The sequence below is a fragment of the Klebsiella sp. X13 genome (genome assembly GCF_003323835.1).
GTDB classification, from domain to species: Bacteria; Pseudomonadota; Gammaproteobacteria; order Enterobacterales; family Enterobacteriaceae; genus Klebsiella; species Klebsiella ornithinolytica.
On the sequence record NZ_CP030874.1, the window covers coordinates 2998275 to 3015514 of the forward strand.

Sequence of the window (17240 nt, forward strand, 5' to 3'; positions counted from 1 at the left end):
GGTACCGGATTCGCACAGTCTGTTCTGTGCACAAGCGCTGTCGGGTAACCGTGTGAATGTCGACAGCAAGCATCGCAGATGCCACACACAATCCAGAGACACTGATAACACACCGTCAATCAAAAACACGCCTCATCGCCCGTTGCTCCTCAGCATATGGCGATGAAGACGAATAATCGCACCGCCCATCTCGTTTCCCTCCGCCATCGTTCGACAGGATAAAACTGTAGCCGCGAGCGAAGAGAAACAGAATGACCGGTGCTGTTAATGAAAATAAAAGGTATGAAAATGTCAGCTATCATGAAACTGAACGTACAGCAAAGAAAGCGGCTTCACCAAATAACGCTAGTGGCAACATTTGGCGGCCTGCTATTCGGCTATGACACCGGGGTTATTAATGGTGCATTTTCTTCACTGAAGCAATATATGAGCCTGACGCCGACAACGGAAGGTCTGGTCATGAGCGTATTGCTGGTGGGCGCCGCTATTGGCAGCGTTTTTGGTGGAACCCTCGCCGATTATTTTGGCAGACGCAAATATCTGCTCTGCCTGTCCTTTATTTTCCTTGTCGGGGCATTAATGTCAGCCCTCGCCCCGGATATCACCGTCTTGCTGCTATCCCGTTTTCTGCTGGGATATGCCGTCGGTGGCGCTTCCGTCACGGCACCGACGTTCATTTCTGAAGTTGCCCCCACGGAAATGCGCGGTAAACTCACGGGGCTGAATGAGGTCGCCATTGTTATCGGGCAGCTTGCCGCATTCGCCATCAACGCCGTAATTGGTATTATCTGGGGCCACCTTCCCGACGTCTGGCGATATATGTTGATGGTGCAGGCCATCCCGGCTATCTGTTTATTTGTCGGAATGTTGCGTTCTCCGGAAAGCCCGCGCTGGCTGGTGAGCAAAAACCGTCATCAGGAAGCGCTGGAAGTATTAAAGCAGATCCGCTCGCCGGAACGCGCGGCGCAAGAATTTGCCGATATTTCGACCCTCATCAAAGTTGAAGCCGATCGCAAATTCAGTACGCAAAACGCGTTTTTGACCATTCTCAGCACGCCGTGGATTTTTAAATTACTGCTGGTGGGCATCATTTGGGCCGCGTTGCAGCAGACCACCGGGGTCAATGTCATTATGTACTATGGCACCGAAATCCTGAGTACGGCCGGCTTCTCAGAAAGAACCTCCTTAATATGCAACGTGCTCAACGGGGTCTTCTCGGTGGGGGGAATGCTGGTTGGGGTCTTCTTCCTCGTTGATCGCTTTAAACGCAAAACCATCATTATTTATGGCTTTGCCATTATGGCGACGCTGCACCTGATCATTGCCGGCGTCGATTACACGCTGGTTGGCGATATCAAAGCGACGGCGATCTGGCTGCTCGGCGCGTTGTTTGTCGGGGTCATGCAGGGGACAATGGGCTTTATTACCTGGGTGGTGTTGGCCGAACTGTTCCCGCTGAAATTCCGCGGCCTGTCGATGGGGATTTCAGTGTTTTTCATGTGGATCATGAATGCCGTTGTCAGCTACCTGTTTCCGCTGCTCCAGGCCAAACTCGGCCTTGGTCCGGTATTCCTGATTTTCGCGGCCATCAACTATATCGCGATTATCTTTGTGGTCACGGCGCTTCCGGAAACCTCGAACAAATCGCTGGAACAATTAGAAGAAGAGTTATCGTCTAATAAATATGATGCGCGGGTGAATAACGGCGCGGAGGTCGCTCACAATGATCGCTAATATTACGCAAGAGAACCTTCACCTTGGCTACAAGGCGAAAAATAAGGCCGAAGTGTTGACCCTGCTCGGTGAGGAATTTAAAAAGAAAGGCTACGTCAGCGAAAACTGCACCGTTTTTCTTGATGAAAGGGAACGTCAGGTGTCCACTTTTTTAGGCAATGGCATTACGCTTCCGCACCTGCCGAAATCCGCGACCAATATCATTCTGAAAACCGGAATAGAAATATTTCAGTTCCCGGACGGCGTCATCTGGGACAGAAGCAACGTCATGTTTATCGCCATTGGCGTGATTGCCAAAGAGAAAGAGCATATTGATGTTCTGAAGGACATCGCTTCTATTTTCAGCGATGAAATCATTGCAAATGCGCTGTCATTGATCTCCAGTAAACAGGACTTTTTGACGATTTTAAAACAACACCGCTAACCCTGACGCTTAATCGCCGTCAGGCCCCGCCGCCGCTGATGAAAGGGAGTCTCATCAGCGGCCGTTCCTGCCAGGCAAAAGCGCCGGCGCGTTATTTCCGCAGCCATTGACCATTCAGTCCCTGAACATACTCCCCCGGCTGTGCCCGCGAGACCAGTTTTTGTCCGGCCATTTTCGCCACCTCATCCACCGGCAGGTTATTATCATCCGCCAGCTGCTGATAGCTTTCACTTCTGGCCGCGTTGATCTGTTTGACCAGCGCCAGCGTTTCCTTATCCTGACGCAGCGGCGCCAGATAGCCATTCAGCGTTTCGCCGACCCGCCCTTGCTCCCGAGCCTCCCCCAGCGTCAGCGCCAGCGCCGATGAGCTGAGAAGGCCAAGCGCCAACGCCGCCGTTAACAGTCGTTTTCTCATCGCCACCTCAGAATAGATCGCTACGCGACTTCAGTAACTCTTCAACATCCTTATCCACTTTGATATGAATCTCATGCTCAATTTTGACATTCATATTGATGGTGATCGGCTCTTTTGACGCCGCGATTTCAATTCGTGGCGTACAGCCCGCCAGCAGCATCGTCATCAGCACCGACGTTAGCAATTTCATCATTGTTGTTCCTTACACTTTTTACTGTCCGTACAGCTGCGCACGGGGAGCACCGCATTTTGCTCAAACCATGCCTGTAAATTGTCGCCAAAACGTAAACTGCGCCACAGGTCAAAAATATTCTCTTGATGAGAATAGTTTAAATGCACCGTATTACTCTGCTCCCCGACGCGGCTGGTTCCACTGATGGTCGCCTTCAGCGTCAGCATGCCCAGATTATCGAGATCGATGCGCGTCCATGAACGGGAGATCTCCATATAGCGCAGCCAGTTAATCGCCGCACCGGCGGAAATATTGTCATTGACCATCGCATCCGCCATATCCTTATCAAGACGTAAGGTCATCGGCCCCGGGTTACCCAGCCAGCCGTCTTTAATGATCCATTTGTCATTGTTCAGCCACAGCGGCAGCGCGCCGTTAAATGCGCCGGACATGGCAAATTGCTTGATATTTATCGCGCTTACCAGTTCGCTGCTGGAAATTTGCTGCAGACGCAGTAGCGCCGGGTCGTGCTGCGGCATACGCAGCTGCTGCATGGTCACCTTACCCCCGAGAACATCCACGCTGACGTTGCTCAACTGCAGCGGTTCGCGCTCGCTCCACGGCCAGGAGCCCTGCAGATCCGCCGAGAGGTTTTTCGCCGTCACCTGGTTGACGACTTCGCCAATACGCAGCGACACCGGTCGGCGGGTTCCCAGTTGCCAGGTCCCCTGACTAAAGCGGAAAGGCAGAACAAAATCTACGCCATTAATCTGATTGTCAGGCATCCAGGCGCTGCCGCCTTTTAAGACGCCGTGGCCGCCGGCTTCAAATCCCTGATCTGCCGCCGCGGAGAAGGCTACCTGCGCATACAGCATTCCTTCACGCAGATTCATTTTCCAGTCTGGCGGCACCAGCGGCTGAAACACGGTTAACGACTGTTTTGGCCACCAGGCCTGGCCCCGCAGACGTTCGCCATCCCAACGCCCGGTGACCCGCACGGGACCTATCTTATTGGCGTGGAGCGCCCCGCTAAACTGAAACCAGGTGGGATCCCGCCCGTCGATCTTGAACTTTAACGTGGAGGGGGGAAGTTCGCTGCCGCTGCTAAAGCTGGTTTTACCCGCGTCCAGCGATAGCGCGCCGGTCAGTTTGGGGTGCTGTTCGCCGCGCAGCCAGTGCACCGGTTCATCCAGGGTTAACCGCGGCGTGCTGACCAGCATCGTGCCGTACTGCAGCTTATCGAAGCCCGTCGACAGGCTGTTCAGCACAATCGAATTGTCTATCCACGCCCCCGCCCCTTTGACGTCCCACTTGGCCTGCATCGGCGTGAAGCGGCCCTCGCCCCAGTAACGCCACTGCCAGCGGCCGCTGTCGGGCATAAAGTTGTCGGCCTGACCGTCAAGGTGCAGCGAAAAGTCGCCCATCTGCTGTTCGTGCGCGCGCAGAATAGCCTGCAGACGGCCGTCCACGCCCTGCTGAGTCACCTTCACCCCGGCCAGCGGCAGACGAACTTCGTCAATGTTGAGCGAATCAATGACCCGCCCGCGGGAACGCAGCAGCGCGCCGGGATGGAACGCCAGCGACGGCGCGGTCAGCGGGCCAGTCAGGTTCGCCGGCAGCACGGCATAGACAATCAGGTCGCCGAGCTTGGCCTCGCCGGTTAACCGCAACGGCATGTCGCTGTTGTCCATGCTCAGTTTGCCAGGGCCAATCGTCAGTACCGCGTTCCCCTTCCCGGCTTCCCCGTGGGTGAGAACGTTGAGACGACCGCTGACCCGCATCTGCTCGGTGCCCTGTTGCCAGTTGCCAACCGACAAGGCCACGCGGCCGCTCAGCGGATATCCGGCATACTCGGTGCTCCAGCGACCATCGCTGATGGCAATACGTTCCGGGGTGATTTCCCAGGGTAAATCGAGCATCGGCTGCACATCGCCGCGCGGCGTAACCAGCAGCTGCCCACGGTTTTTCTGCCACTCCAGCTCCGCATCAACCAATCCTGCCGTCTGCGGGAATTCGAGCGTGGCGAGCAGATGACCGTCTACCGGCAAACCGTCCGGCACCAGCGGCATATGAAACTCGCCGACCAGCTTCACCGGCGCCTGTCCTTCAACCAGCTGCGCGGAAAAGTCGCTCACCGTCAGCGCCTGCCCGCGCAGGCGCGCCTGCAGCGTCATCTCTTTACCGCTGTAGCCGATATCCTGCTGCTGCGGCGTCAATGACATGACCAGCCGACCCTGCCACTTTTCCCACGGCGAGAGACGCAGGTTCTCAATCGTCAACCAGCTATAGGGAAGCATGGACTGCCATTCCGCCAGGGTACGCGGGGCGCCGGATGCCGGTTCACTTTCCGGCAGTTTGCTCAGGCAGGCGCTATTGATATCAAGTTCGTCAACCTGCAGCCGCCAGCGGCTGGGATGTGAGAGTCGGGCATTGGTTATGCGGGCCAGTTCGCAATCGCCGACCAGATAGCGTAAATCGGGAATACGCAGCGCAGAACGCGTCAGGCGCGGACTGTCGTGCAGCGAAATGCGGGTTCCCTCTGGCAGCCAGATCCCGGCCAGCGTAGGTACCCAATGGGTAAGCGTCGACAACAAGGCCAGCGGTAGCAGAATAAGTGCTAACAATAGCGCGATGGCGGCTTTATATTTACCCTTCATGGGCAGTTAATATCCTGATTAAACAAAAGTAAAAGCCGAAAGTAGCGCGTATTGTGGCACGTTCGACCAGTGAGTTAAAGTTTCTATCCCGCTTAAGAGCCTATCTCATCCGGGCTATTTTGCTTGTCATTTTGCCCCGGGCAGAGCTCACAACGCGCGATTCGTGCACGCCCTTCAGCGCGGCCCGCAGGGTAAGCGAAGCGATGCAAATCGCCAGCAACTTCCTGTACGCTCCGTTTTCTCCGCGCTGTCCGCGTGCAAACGGCCTGCGCCGATAGCCCAGCCGGGATAGATTCTAAGAATAGTTGCTGCGACATCATCGTTATGGTGAATTGTTGCCATCCGCTTATTTAACCGCCATTTAGCCAGCGCCTGTCACACTCGCGGGAATCGATCTAACAAGTGGGCGGATCCCGTGGAGTTTTTTGTTTCGCTTATTGAGTATGCCCAGCGCCACTATTCATTCCTGCTGCTGCTGGTCTTCCTGCTGACGTTCAGCAAATCCTGTGCCCTGATTTCCCTGCTGGTGCCGGGCACATCCGGGCTGCTGCTGCTCGGCCCGCTCGCCTCCGGCAGCCTGAATCACTTCTTATTTATGTGGCTCAGCGCCAGCCTGGGGGCAATCGGTGGATTCTGGATCTCCTGGTGGCTGGGGCGGCACTATCAGCATCGTCTGCTACGACTTCGCTGGCTGCGCGGCGATCGGCTGGCTCGTAGCCTGACCTTTCTCCATCGCCACGGCGAATGGGCGGTGTTTTTCGGGCGTTTTCTCTCGCCGCTTCGCGCCACCCTCCCCCTGGCCAGCGGCGTCAGCGGCACGCCGTTCTGGCGTTTTCAACTGGCCAATGTCAGCTCGGGACTTCTCTGGCCGCTGCTTCTGCTGGCTCCCGGTGCCTTCAGCTTCAGTTTTTGGTAAAATACATTGTGTTTTAAAGAGATACCTCAACTCAGTGATATGCTCTAGAATTATTAGATACCCGCCAGGCCAAACTAATTTTTAATATTTGTACGATTATTTTAAATATGCTACCGTGACGGTATAATCACTGGAGAAAAGTCTTATGAAAATCGCTGTGTATAGTACGAAGCAGTACGATAAAAAGTACCTTCAGCATGTTAATGATACATATGGCTTTGAACTCGAATTTTTCGACTTCCTGTTAACCGAAAAAACCGCGAAAACGGCCAACGGTTGTGAAGCCGTGTGCATTTTTGTCAACGATGACGGAAGCCGTCCGGTACTGGAAGAGCTGAAAGCGCATGGCGTGAAGTACATCGCCCTGCGCTGCGCCGGGTTTAACAACGTCGATCTGGATGCGGCAAAAGAGCTGGGTCTGCGCGTTGTCCGCGTTCCCGCCTATTCGCCGGAGGCCGTGGCTGAACATGCCATCGGCATGATGATGTCGTTGAACCGCCGTATCCACCGCGCCTACCAGCGTACCCGCGATGCTAACTTCTCGCTGGAAGGTTTAACCGGCTTTACCATGCACGGTAAAACCGCCGGGGTGATCGGGACGGGCAAAATCGGCGTCGCCACGCTGCGTATTCTGAAAGGGTTTGGCATGCGCCTGCTGGCGTTCGATCCCTATCCAAGCGCCGCGGCGCTGGATCTTGGCGTCGAGTATGTTGATTTGCCGACGCTGTATGCGCAGTCCGACGTGATCTCCCTGCACTGTCCGCTGACGGAAGAGAACTACCATCTGCTGAATCATGCGGCGTTTGAGCAAATGAAAGACGGCGTGATGGTGATCAATACCAGCCGCGGGGCGCTGATTGATTCTCAGGCGGCGATCGATGCGCTGAAACACCAGAAAATCGGGGCGCTGGGCATGGACGTGTATGAGAATGAACGCGATCTGTTCTTCGAAGATAAGTCCAATGACGTGATTCAGGATGACGTCTTCCGTCGCCTTTCTGCCTGTCATAACGTGTTGTTCACCGGGCACCAGGCTTTCCTGACCGCCGAGGCGCTGATCAGCATTTCACAAACGACCCTCGATAACCTGCGCCAGGTCGATGCTGGCGAAACCTGCCCGAACGCGCTGGTCTGATCGTCCTTTCCCTTTTGTGCCCTCCTTCCACGGGGGGCACTTTCAGATAACCCCCACAGAAATTGCCTGCAGTAAAGTTAAACTGTGCGTATTTAATAGATGTGATAAATGTTTTTGGAGGAAAAATGAACAAGTTTGCTGCACTGCTGGCGGCAGGAATGCTGTTATCTGGCTGTGTCTACAACAGCAAAGTTTCCACCGGCGCGGAGCAACTTCAGCACCATCGTTTCGTCCTGACCAGCGTGAATGGCCAGGCGCTGGCGGCGGGAGCCAAACCGCTGGAGCTGAGTTTTGGCGAAGATATGTATGTTTCAGGAAACATGTGCAACCGCTTTAGCGGTAAAGGCAAAATCAGCGGCGGCGAGCTGAAGGTCAAAACGCTGGCGATGACCCGTATGCTGTGCACCGATTCTCAGCTGAATACGCTGGATAATACGCTGAGCAAAATGCTGCGCGATGGCGCACAGGTTGACCTGACGGAAAATCAGCTGACGCTGGCCACTGCCGATCAGACTCTGGTCTATAAACTCGCCGACCTGGTCAACTAGTAGTTACCGCAGCTTCCACCCGCTAACGCCTGTTCGCTGCAGCGCTTGCCGTTGGGTAACGCGCACATGCCGATCGCCGAACCATCAAGCTGTCGTGCCACGGACAATGAGCCGCCAATCATCGCGCAGTTCGCCTGCCCTGAGCTGCTCATCGCGGCACGCATTCCCGGCGACACGTGTGCCGCGGTTGCCTGCTGAACAGGTTCGCTACTACAGGCCGACAATAATAACGCGGCACACCCTACTAAAAACGCTGCTCGCATCGTCTCTCCCCTCAGAAACTTCCCAAAATAAACAAACCCAAGAATAATAGGCAGCGCAGCGCCTGACGTCGAGAGGCGAAATACGTATTTATGCGCCCCATTAACATTTCTTAGCAAATTTTCCGCCGATCGTTGATCTTGTCAGGGAAAATGACGGGCATGCTGTGGGTCATCCATCCCCGCGATGCACGCCGCTGGCCGCGGTCCTCCAGGCGGGCTGTGGCTATCGCCGTCAAAACGGCTGTACTTGTGATGAGAAAAGAGCGTTTGCTCTCGCGACCAGGATGCCGCCGCCCATAACGATAAAACCCCGCCAGATGGCAGGGTTGTCATGACGCCCTTCTCCCGCCCCTTCTCTACGGAGCTCGGATCGTGCCAGGAAGGTTATCCCGCTCAGCTATTTATCCACCAGCCGGCGACATCATAGCGTTAATGCTATTATCAAATTGCAAGCCAACGACCAGGTCACCTTTTTTCATTAAAGTTCGGCATTTTTAGATATACCCTGAAATATAATCTCAACCAGCCAATGGTCCTTAAAATTAAAATCCCCAGGCAGACCGCCTCCTGATTTTTATACAGGAGGCAAAATCTAATAAAAATATCAATCAGATCTCAGGGGGGAATTTTTACTGCACAACGTTAAGCCCGCTTTTTTCCACTCTTTTTTACGGCAACCGCTGTCTTTATGCTCTGACCAAAGTGGATCAAACCGATCTTTTTGCAGGTCCTGTGATTCAGGCGTCCGTGACCATCGCTTTGTACAAAGGGTTTTTCGGGTAGATTTTTGCATAAAAACTCTCCAGGTTGACTTTTGCTAACCATTCCGTAGTTAATCCAGCAATGTTGAGCTGATATTAACACCCGCAAAAGAGAGTTTATTTCAACCTTTGTTTATCTTTGTAAAGGCAGAATGTAAAAATCACAAATAGCGGAGTTCTCACATTCGCAGTCCGCTAACATCCGCCTACAATATGTCCCATCATTGCCAATGTTAATCGTGAATGGCTATTCCACAACGTCAGGATTAGAAAATCGGGTATCGCGAATTCGCAGATAAATAATGCCCCCTGATTCAGACCCACAGGCAGATTGATACGTCAACGGCGATATCTTCGACAGCACGGCTCTCACCACGGGGAAACCTGCCCGTTACGCCGCCTGTCAACATAAATACATAATAATCATAAAGATAGATGCTAAGCCTTCGGTATCTTTTGCCCTTCCGGGGAAGAATTCGTGGATCAATTTGTGCACTCGAAAGCCTCACAACTTCAAGGGTATAGATAATGCCCTTATACTAGCCACTATAATTACAAGACCTGTAGCCGTTTGTCAGGTCTCTTCTTTTGCGCAATGTTAGGGTGTCTTCTTATGATTACTATCGACGGTAATGGCGCGGCCGCTTCAGTCGCGTTTCGCACAAGTGAGGTTATCGCCATCTACCCGATTACGCCCAGTTCAACGATGGCGGAACAGGCGGATGCCTGGGCGGGTAACGGGCTTAAAAACGTGTGGGGAGACGTACCTCGCGTCGTCGAAATGCAGTCGGAAGCCGGGGCCATCGGTGCTGTACACGGCGCGCTGCAAACCGGGGCGCTCTCGACCTCCTTTACCTCATCGCAGGGTTTACTGCTGATGATCCCCACGCTGTACAAACTGGCCGGTCAGCTGATGCCGTTTGTCCTGCACGTTGCCGCTCGTACCGTCGCCACCCACGCACTCTCGATCTTCGGCGACCATTCCGACGTCATGGCCGTACGCCAGACCGGCTGCGCCATGCTGTGCGCCAGCAGCGTCCAGGAAGCCCAGGACTTTGCGCTGATTTCCCATATCGCCACGCTTAAGAGCCGGGTGCCGTTTATCCATTTCTTCGACGGCTTCCGCACTTCGCATGAAATCAATAAAATCGCCCCGCTTGCGGATGACACCATTCGCAACCTGCTGCCTCAGGACGAGATTGACGCGCACCGTCTGCGCGCGCTGAATCCGGAACATCCGGTGATCCGCGGCACTTCGGCGAACCCGGATACTTATTTCCAGTCCCGCGAAGCCACGAACCCCTGGTACGACGCGGTCTATGACCACGTTGAAACGGCGATGAACGATTTCGCCGCCGCGACCGGGCGTCAGTACAAACCGTTCGAGTTTTATGGCCATCCGCAGGCAGAACGGGTGATTGTGATTATGGGCTCGGCGATCGGCACCTGTGAAGAGGTCGTTGACGAACTGCTGAGCCGTGGCGAAAAAGTCGGTGTCCTGAAAGTTCGCCTCTATCGCCCCTTCTCAGCCGCCCATCTGCTGGAGGCACTGCCGGAAAGCACCCGCGCTATCGCCGTTCTGGATCGCACCAAAGAACCGGGCGCCCATGCCGAGCCGCTGTACCTGGATATCATGACCGCGCTGGCGGAAGCCTTTAACCGCGGCGAACGTGAAACTCTGCCCCGCACCATCGGCGGCCGCTACGGCCTTTCATCGAAAGAGTTCGGCCCGGAGTGCGTGCTGGCTATCTTCAATGAATTGCGCGAAGCCCGGCCCAAACCGCGATTCACCGTCGGCATTTATGATGATGTGACCAATCTCTCCCTGCCGCTCGGGGAGAACACCCTGCCGTCAGAAGCCAAACTGGAGGCGCTGTTCTACGGCCTCGGCAGCGATGGCAGCGTATCGGCCACTAAAAACAATATCAAAATTATCGGTAACTCCACGCCGTGGTTCTCGCAGGGCTATTTTGTCTATGACTCGAAAAAAGCCGGCGGGTTGACCGTTTCGCATTTACGCGTCAGTGAGAAACCGATTCGCTCCTCCTATTTGATCTCGCAGGCCGATTTCGTTGGCTGCCATCAGCTACAGTTTATCGACAAATATCAAATGGTTGAGCGGTTAAAACCCGGCGGGATTTTCTTGCTCAATACACCTTATGGTGTGGATGACGTCTGGTCGCGCCTGCCGCAGGAAGTGCAGGCAACGCTGAATCAGAAAAAAGCGCGCTTTTATATCGTCAACGCTGCGAAAATTGCCCGAGAATGCAGCCTTGGCGCGCGTATCAATACCGTCATGCAGATGGCATTCTTCCACTTAACGCAAATTCTGCCGGGCGACAGCGCGCTGGCCGAACTGCAGGGCGCCATTGCGAAAAGCTACAGCAGCAAAGGCCAGGATCTGGTTGAGCGCAACTGGCAGGCGCTGGCGCTGGCGCGCGAATCGTTGGCCGAAGTGCCGTTGCGCCCGGTCGATGCCTCCAGCCCGAACCGTCCGCCGGTGGTCTCCGATGCCGCGCCGGATTTTGTGAAAACCGTCACCGCCGCGATGCTGGCCGGGCTCGGCGATGCGCTACCGGTCTCCGCGCTGCCGCCGGATGGCACCTGGCCAATGGGCACCACGCGCTGGGAAAAACGCAATATCGCCGAAGAGATCCCCATCTGGAAGGAGGAGCTGTGCACCCAGTGTAACCACTGCGTCGCCGCCTGCCCGCATTCAGCGATTCGCGCCAAAGTGGTCCCTCCGCAGGCCATGGAGGCGGCCCCGGCCAGTCTGCACTCCCTGGACGTCAAATCGCGCGATATGCGCGGGCAGAAATATGTCCTGCAGGTGGCGCCGGAAGATTGCACCGGCTGTAACCTGTGCGTGGAAGTGTGTCCGGCAAAAGACCGGCAGAATCCTGAAATCAAGGCCATCAACATGATGTCGCGCCTTGAGCATGTGGAAGAAGAGAAAGTGAACTACGACTTCTTCCTCAACCTGCCGGAAATCGACCGCAGCACTCTGGAGCGGATTGATATCCGCACCTCGCAACTGATCAGCCCGCTGTTTGAATATTCCGGGGCCTGTTCCGGCTGCGGCGAAACGCCGTATATCAAACTGCTGACCCAGCTGTACGGGGATCGGATGCTGATCGCTAACGCCACCGGCTGCTCGTCGATTTACGGCGGTAATCTGCCATCCACACCGTATACCACCGACGCCAACGGCCGTGGCCCGGCGTGGGCAAACTCGCTGTTCGAAGACAACGCCGAATTTGGCCTCGGCTTCCGCTTAACCGTCGACCAGCACCGTCAGCGCGTCATGCGCCTGCTGTCAACGTTTGCTGATAAACTGCCGCCAGCGTTGTATGAGGCGCTGCAGGCCGACGCCACCCCGGAGGTGCGCCGCGAACAGGTGGCCGAGCTACGCCAGGTTCTGGCTAATGAAGCCGGTGCGAAGGAGCTCTTAACCGATGCCGATGCGCTGGTTGAGAAATCCATCTGGCTTATCGGCGGCGATGGCTGGGCCTATGACATTGGCTTCGGCGGTCTCGACCACGTCCTGAGCCTGACCGAAAACGTCAACATTCTGGTTCTCGATACCCAGTGTTATTCCAATACCGGCGGCCAGGCATCGAAGGCGACTCCGCTCGGCGCGGTCACCAAATTTGGTGAGCATGGCAAGCGCAAGGCGCGTAAGGACCTCGGCGTCAGCATGATGATGTACGGACATGTTTACGTCGCGCAAATTTCGCTGGGGGCGCAGCTGAATCAGACGGTGAAAGCGATTCAGGAAGCGGAGGCCTACCCTGGCCCGTCGCTGATTATCGCCTACAGCCCCTGCGAAGAGCACGGTTACGATCTGGCGCTCAGCCACGATCAGATGCGTCAGCTGACCGCTACCGGCTTCTGGCCGCTGTACCGCTTCGACCCTCGTCGTGCGGATGAAGGCAAACTGCCGCTGGCGCTGGACTCTCGCCCACCGTCAGACGCGCTGGCCGAAACGCTGCTTAACGAGCAACGTTTCCGTCGCCTCAATTCTCAGCAGCCCGAAGTGGCGGAGCAGCTGTGGAAGGATGCGGCGGCGGATTTGCAAAAACGCTATGACTTCCTGGCCCAGATGGCCGGCAAAGCGGAGAAACCGGCAACCGAGAGTTAACCCGCTCTGTTTTTAAGCCTCAGCATAAAAAAAGCCCGAATATTCATTCGGGCTTGTCATTTTTATCGTCAAAATAATATCGTGCGTGAATATGTGACGAACATAATAAAGAAGCTGGCGACAATAGAAGGCAATAACGCACGGATAATAAGCGAATAATCCCGTTCTGTATAATTTTTATTTTGTATATATTCAGTTTATACATTCACCAAACCATTATCATAACAGGTGTATTTTTTAGCCTACAGGTTCTATTACCGCTCAGATCATTTTTCACCCTTACACCTCTTTGTTATTTATAACACCCTCAGCGCCACTCTAAATTTAAAATAAAAACACTTCAGAAACATCCAATTGAAGTCATCATTATGTATAACGCTTATCAAATACGTTATTCATCGCCTGCAGATTTATAAAGGAATCAACATAATATTGGCCTGATATTTAAAACACATTATATCCGGCATGAGCAATGACCATAAAAAGTCTCGTTCCATATGCGGGTATTGCGACGATGTACGACTTCAAGCGAAATACTTTGCCGGTGTTTATTCTATAGCCAGTCTATAGGGCACAGATGACAACGCCTTATCGCATAACGCTCCTCTGGCGCCTGCATCGTCGCACCGGTGCCACTGTATCCGCGGTGATGCAAAGTCCCGCCCACAGCAACGCTGTTTTATCGCGTCGTGCCGGGAACATCAATCAAATCAAAACAATATCCCTGGTGTATTAAAACCGTTACCCGATAAATGATATATTGCCGGTAAAGCCTGCCGTAAAGGACGCCAGCCATGGATCATCAACCCGTAAAATCATCCCGAATCGCCTCCATCGCCTATGACGAAGCCTCTGGCATCCTCGAAATCCGGTTTCACGACGCCACCACGCTCCGCTATGAGAAGGTGCCCGAACGCATCTATCGCCTTTTTTTGCAGGTGGTCTCCAAGGGACGTTTTTATGATGGCGTCATCAAAGGGAAATTTACCGAACACCGGGGTAGCTCACGCTAAAATGTGACCCGTCATGGTACATCATGCCGCCAAATGGCGTACACTTTAAGCGGTTACTTAAACAGGAGGTTTTATGGCCAGAATAATTCTTGTACCTATTGATATATCTGAAAAAGAATTAACTCAACGCGTTGTCTGTCACGTTGAGGCGGAAGCGCGTATTGACGATGCCGAAGTACACTTTCTGACCGTGATTCCATCCCTTCCCTACTACGCCTCGCTGGGGATGGCCTATACCACCGAACTACCGCCGATGGATGAGTTTAAAGCGGAATCGGAAACGCGTCTGAAAGAGTTCGTCGCTCAGTTCGCCATTCCTGAAGACCGGGTGCATTTCCATGTTAAGGAAGGTTCGCCGAAGGATAACATTCTGGAGCTGGCGAAAACGCTGCCGGCCGATCTGGTGATTATCGCCTCTCACCGCCCGGACATAACGACCTATCTGCTCGGCTCCAACGCCGCGGCCGTCGTTCGTCATGCCGACTGTTCCGTACTGGTTGTGCGTTAACCCCTTCAGCCCGCCCTCACGGCGGGCTTTTTATCTCAACATCTGTCAGGTTAAACTACCGGAAATGTGCTGACATCCCCACCGCGAATCCGTACCATACACGCCACAGACTTAGACTGACGTCATTAATTGCGACCACCCGCCGTGCCGTGGGCAGAGTGCGTGTGCCACACCATGAATTGAGCTATTATTAAATGCTGCAAAATCAAGAAATTAGCAAAAAAGAAAAGTACAACCTCGATAAATTGCAAAAGCGCCTGCGCCGTAACGTCGGCGAAGCCATTGCCGATTTCAACATGATCGAAGACGGCGACCGGATTATGGTTTGCCTGTCCGGCGGTAAAGATAGCTACACCATGCTGGAAATCCTGCGCAGCCTGCAGAAAAGCGCGCCGATTTCATTCTCGCTGGTCGCGGTCAACCTCGATCAGAAGCAGCCGGGTTTTCCCGCCCACATTCTGCCGGAATATCTGGAGCAGCTTGGCGTCGAGTACAAAATTGTCGAAGAAAACACCTACGGGATCGTCAAAGAGAAGATTCCTGAAGGCAAAACCACCTGCTCGCTCTGTTCGCGTCTGCGTCGCGGTATCCTGTACCGTACCGCCAGTGAACTGGGCGCGACTAAGATTGCCCTCGGCCATCACCGCGACGATATTTTACAGACGCTGTTCCTGAACATGTTCTACGGCGGCAAAATGAAAGGCATGCCGCCGAAGCTGATGAGCGATGACGGTAAACACATCGTGATTCGCCCGCTGGCATACTGCCGTGAAAAAGACATTGAGCGTTTTTCGCAGGCGAAAGGTTTCCCGATCATTCCGTGCAACCTGTGCGGTTCGCAGCCTAACCTGCAGCGCCAGGTGATCGCCGATATGCTGCGCGACTGGGATAAGCGCTATCCTGGCCGGATAGAAACCATGTTCAGCGCCATGCAGAACGTGGTGCCGTCGCATCTGAGCGACATTAACCTGTTTGACTTTAAAGGGATTAACCACAACTCAGAAGTGGTTGATGGCGGCGATCTGGCGTTTGACCGGGAAGAGATTCCGCTGCAGCCTGCCGGCTGGCAGCCGGAAGACGATGCCGCGCAGCTGGATGAACTGCGCCTGAACGTGGTCGAAGTGAAGTAACCCACCGGCGTCTCAGAGTCACCTCTGAGACGCCTTGTCATCGCTTATTTCAGCAGGCGAACGCGGCAGTTTTTGCCTTTAATCTTACCGTTCTGCAGCTGCTTATAGGCCTTCTGCGCCACGCTCTGGCGAATGGCCACATAGACATGCGCAGGATGGACGTTAATCTTGCCGATGTCGGCGCCGTCAAAGCCCATATCGCCGGTCAACGCGCCGAGCACATCGCCGGCGCGCATTTTCGCTTTCTTCCCGCCATCGATACACAGCGTCGCCATCTCTGCGTGAAGCGGTTTGATATTGCCGTTGGTCGGCGCGCTCACCCAGTTCAGCTTCAGCTGCAGCATCTCTGCCAGGATATTGGCGCGCTGCGCCTCTTCCGGCGCGCAGAGGCTGATAGCCAGACCGCTCTCACCCGCGCGGGCGGTACGCCCGATACGGTGCACGTGAACTTCCGGATCCCAGGCCAGCTCATAGTTAACCACCAGCTCCAGCGATTTAATATCGAGGCCGCGCGCGGCAACGTCGGTGGCGACCAGCACACGAGAACTCCCGTTGGCAAATCGCACCAGCGTCTGATCGCGATCGCGTTGTTCAAGATCGCCGTGCAGCGACAGCGCGCTCTGCCCCGCGGCATTCAGCGAATCGCAAACCGCCTGACAATCTTTTTTGGTGTTGCAAAACACCACGCAAGAGGCCGGCTGATGCTGGCTGAGCAGCGTTTGCAGCAGCGGGATTTTTCCGCGCTGGGAGGTTTCGAAAAACTGCTGCTCGATTGCCGGCAGCGCGTCGACGGAATCGGTCTCAATGGTCAACGGATGGTTTTGTACCCGCCCGCTGATCGCCGCGATCGCTTCCGGCCAGGTGGCGGAGAACAGCAGCGTCTGACGTTCGGCCGGGGCAAAGCGGATCACCTCATCGATGGCCTCGCTGAAGCCCATATCCAGCATCCGATCGGCTTCATCCATCACCAGCGTCTGCAGCGCATCCAGCGACACGGTGCCCTTTTGCAGGTGATCTAACAAACGGCCCGGTGTGGCGACGATGATATGCGGCGCATGCTGCAGCGAATCGCGCTGCGCGCCGAAAGGCTGCCCGCCGCAAAGGGTCAAAATTTTAATATTCGGTAAAAAGCGCGCCAGACGACGCAGCTCACCCGCGACCTGATCGGCCAGTTCGCGGGTCGGGCACAGTACCAGAGATTGTGTCTGGAACAGGGTAGCATCAACATGTTGAAGCAGCCCCAGACCAAATGCCGCTGTTTTACCGCTACCGGTTTTGGCCTGCACGCGCACATCTTTACCCGCCAGAATCGCGGGCAAGGCGGCGGCCTGCACAGGGGTCATCGTGAGATAACCCAGCTCATTGAGATTGGCGAGCTGGGCAGCGGGTAAAACGTTCAGTGTTGAAAAAGCGGTCACAATTT

The 17240-nt window shown here is 54.8% G+C and carries 14 protein-coding genes; 9 read left to right on the forward strand and 5 right to left on the reverse strand.

The window, feature by feature from the left end; all coding sequences use genetic code 11:
- The first annotated feature begins 288 nt into the window (after window positions 1-288).
- Window positions 289-1734, forward strand: coding sequence for a sugar porter family MFS transporter (locus tag DSD31_RS14210; protein WP_032717562.1), 1446 nt, complete (start codon window positions 289-291; stop codon window positions 1732-1734).
- A complete protein-coding gene (locus tag DSD31_RS14215; RefSeq protein WP_113991120.1) occupies window positions 1724-2158 on the forward strand; it encodes a PTS sugar transporter subunit IIA in 435 nt (144 codons plus the stop codon). The genes DSD31_RS14210 and DSD31_RS14215 overlap by 11 nt, the downstream gene beginning before the upstream one ends.
- A gap of 91 nt (window positions 2159-2249) precedes the next feature.
- On the opposite strand, the gene DSD31_RS14220 is transcribed toward DSD31_RS14215, so the two are convergent.
- From DSD31_RS14220 to DSD31_RS14230, 3 genes are read right to left on the reverse strand one after another with little or no spacing between them, the layout of a single operon-like run.
- On the reverse strand, window positions 2250-2573 hold the full coding sequence (locus DSD31_RS14220; protein ID WP_004861259.1) for a YdbL family probable chaperone protein: 324 nt from the start codon (window positions 2571-2573) through the stop codon (window positions 2250-2252).
- Between the two features lie 7 nt (window positions 2574-2580).
- Window positions 2581-2766, reverse strand: a complete 186-nt coding sequence (locus DSD31_RS14225) for a YnbE family lipoprotein (protein ID WP_113991121.1) — start codon at window positions 2764-2766, stop codon at window positions 2581-2583.
- The gene (locus tag DSD31_RS14230) at window positions 2763-5402 is read right to left on the reverse strand and encodes a YdbH family protein (RefSeq protein WP_032724707.1); all 2640 of its coding nucleotides are present in this window, start codon (window positions 5400-5402) and stop codon (window positions 2763-2765) included. The genes DSD31_RS14225 and DSD31_RS14230 overlap by 4 nt, the downstream gene beginning before the upstream one ends.
- A 415-nt stretch (window positions 5403-5817) precedes the next feature.
- On the opposite strand from DSD31_RS14230, the gene DSD31_RS14235 reads away from it, so the two are divergent.
- The 3 genes from DSD31_RS14235 to hslJ all read left to right on the forward strand — a co-directional run bounded on the left by DSD31_RS14235 (window position 5818) and on the right by hslJ (window position 8001).
- Window positions 5818-6318 (forward strand): DedA family protein, encoded by a 501-nt coding sequence (locus DSD31_RS14235; RefSeq protein WP_004861248.1) that lies wholly within the window; start codon window positions 5818-5820, stop codon window positions 6316-6318.
- 145 nt (window positions 6319-6463) lie between these two features.
- The gene (locus tag DSD31_RS14240; RefSeq protein ID WP_004861243.1) at window positions 6464-7453 is read left to right on the forward strand and encodes a 2-hydroxyacid dehydrogenase; all 990 of its coding nucleotides are present in this window, start codon (window positions 6464-6466) and stop codon (window positions 7451-7453) included.
- A 125-nt stretch (window positions 7454-7578) separates the two neighbouring features.
- Window positions 7579-8001, forward strand: a complete 423-nt coding sequence (gene hslJ, locus DSD31_RS14245) for a heat shock protein HslJ (RefSeq protein WP_004861241.1) — start codon at window positions 7579-7581, stop codon at window positions 7999-8001.
- On the opposite strand, the gene DSD31_RS14250 is transcribed toward hslJ, so the two are convergent.
- The gene (locus DSD31_RS14250; RefSeq protein WP_004861238.1) at window positions 7998-8264 is read right to left on the reverse strand and encodes a putative hemolysin; all 267 of its coding nucleotides are present in this window, start codon (window positions 8262-8264) and stop codon (window positions 7998-8000) included. The genes hslJ and DSD31_RS14250 overlap by 4 nt on opposite strands.
- A 1374-nt stretch (window positions 8265-9638) precedes the next feature.
- Between DSD31_RS14250 and nifJ the strand changes: the two genes are divergently transcribed.
- From nifJ to ttcA, 4 genes are all read left to right on the forward strand, one after another.
- Window positions 9639-13166 (forward strand): pyruvate:ferredoxin (flavodoxin) oxidoreductase, encoded by a 3528-nt coding sequence (gene nifJ / locus DSD31_RS14255; RefSeq protein ID WP_086816728.1) that lies wholly within the window; start codon window positions 9639-9641, stop codon window positions 13164-13166.
- Window positions 13167-13960: 794 nt separating this feature from the next.
- Window positions 13961-14179 (forward strand): KTSC domain-containing protein, encoded by a 219-nt coding sequence (locus tag DSD31_RS14260; protein ID WP_004861230.1) that lies wholly within the window; start codon window positions 13961-13963, stop codon window positions 14177-14179.
- Between the two features lie 73 nt (window positions 14180-14252).
- The gene (gene uspF, locus DSD31_RS14265) at window positions 14253-14687 is read left to right on the forward strand and encodes a universal stress protein UspF (RefSeq protein WP_004861228.1); all 435 of its coding nucleotides are present in this window, start codon (window positions 14253-14255) and stop codon (window positions 14685-14687) included.
- A 194-nt stretch (window positions 14688-14881) separates the two neighbouring features.
- Window positions 14882-15817 carry a tRNA 2-thiocytidine(32) synthetase TtcA gene (gene ttcA, locus DSD31_RS14270; protein ID WP_004861225.1) on the forward strand — a complete coding sequence of 312 codons (936 nt, stop codon included), beginning with the start codon at window positions 14882-14884 and terminating at the stop codon, window positions 15815-15817.
- Window positions 15818-15861: 44 nt separating this feature from the next.
- Here the strand turns inward: ttcA and dbpA are convergent, their stop codons facing one another.
- Complete coding sequence (dbpA, locus tag DSD31_RS14275; protein WP_004861223.1) at window positions 15862-17235, reverse strand: ATP-dependent RNA helicase DbpA; 1374 nt, start codon at window positions 17233-17235, stop codon at window positions 15862-15864.
- Window positions 17236-17240 lie beyond the last annotated feature (5 nt).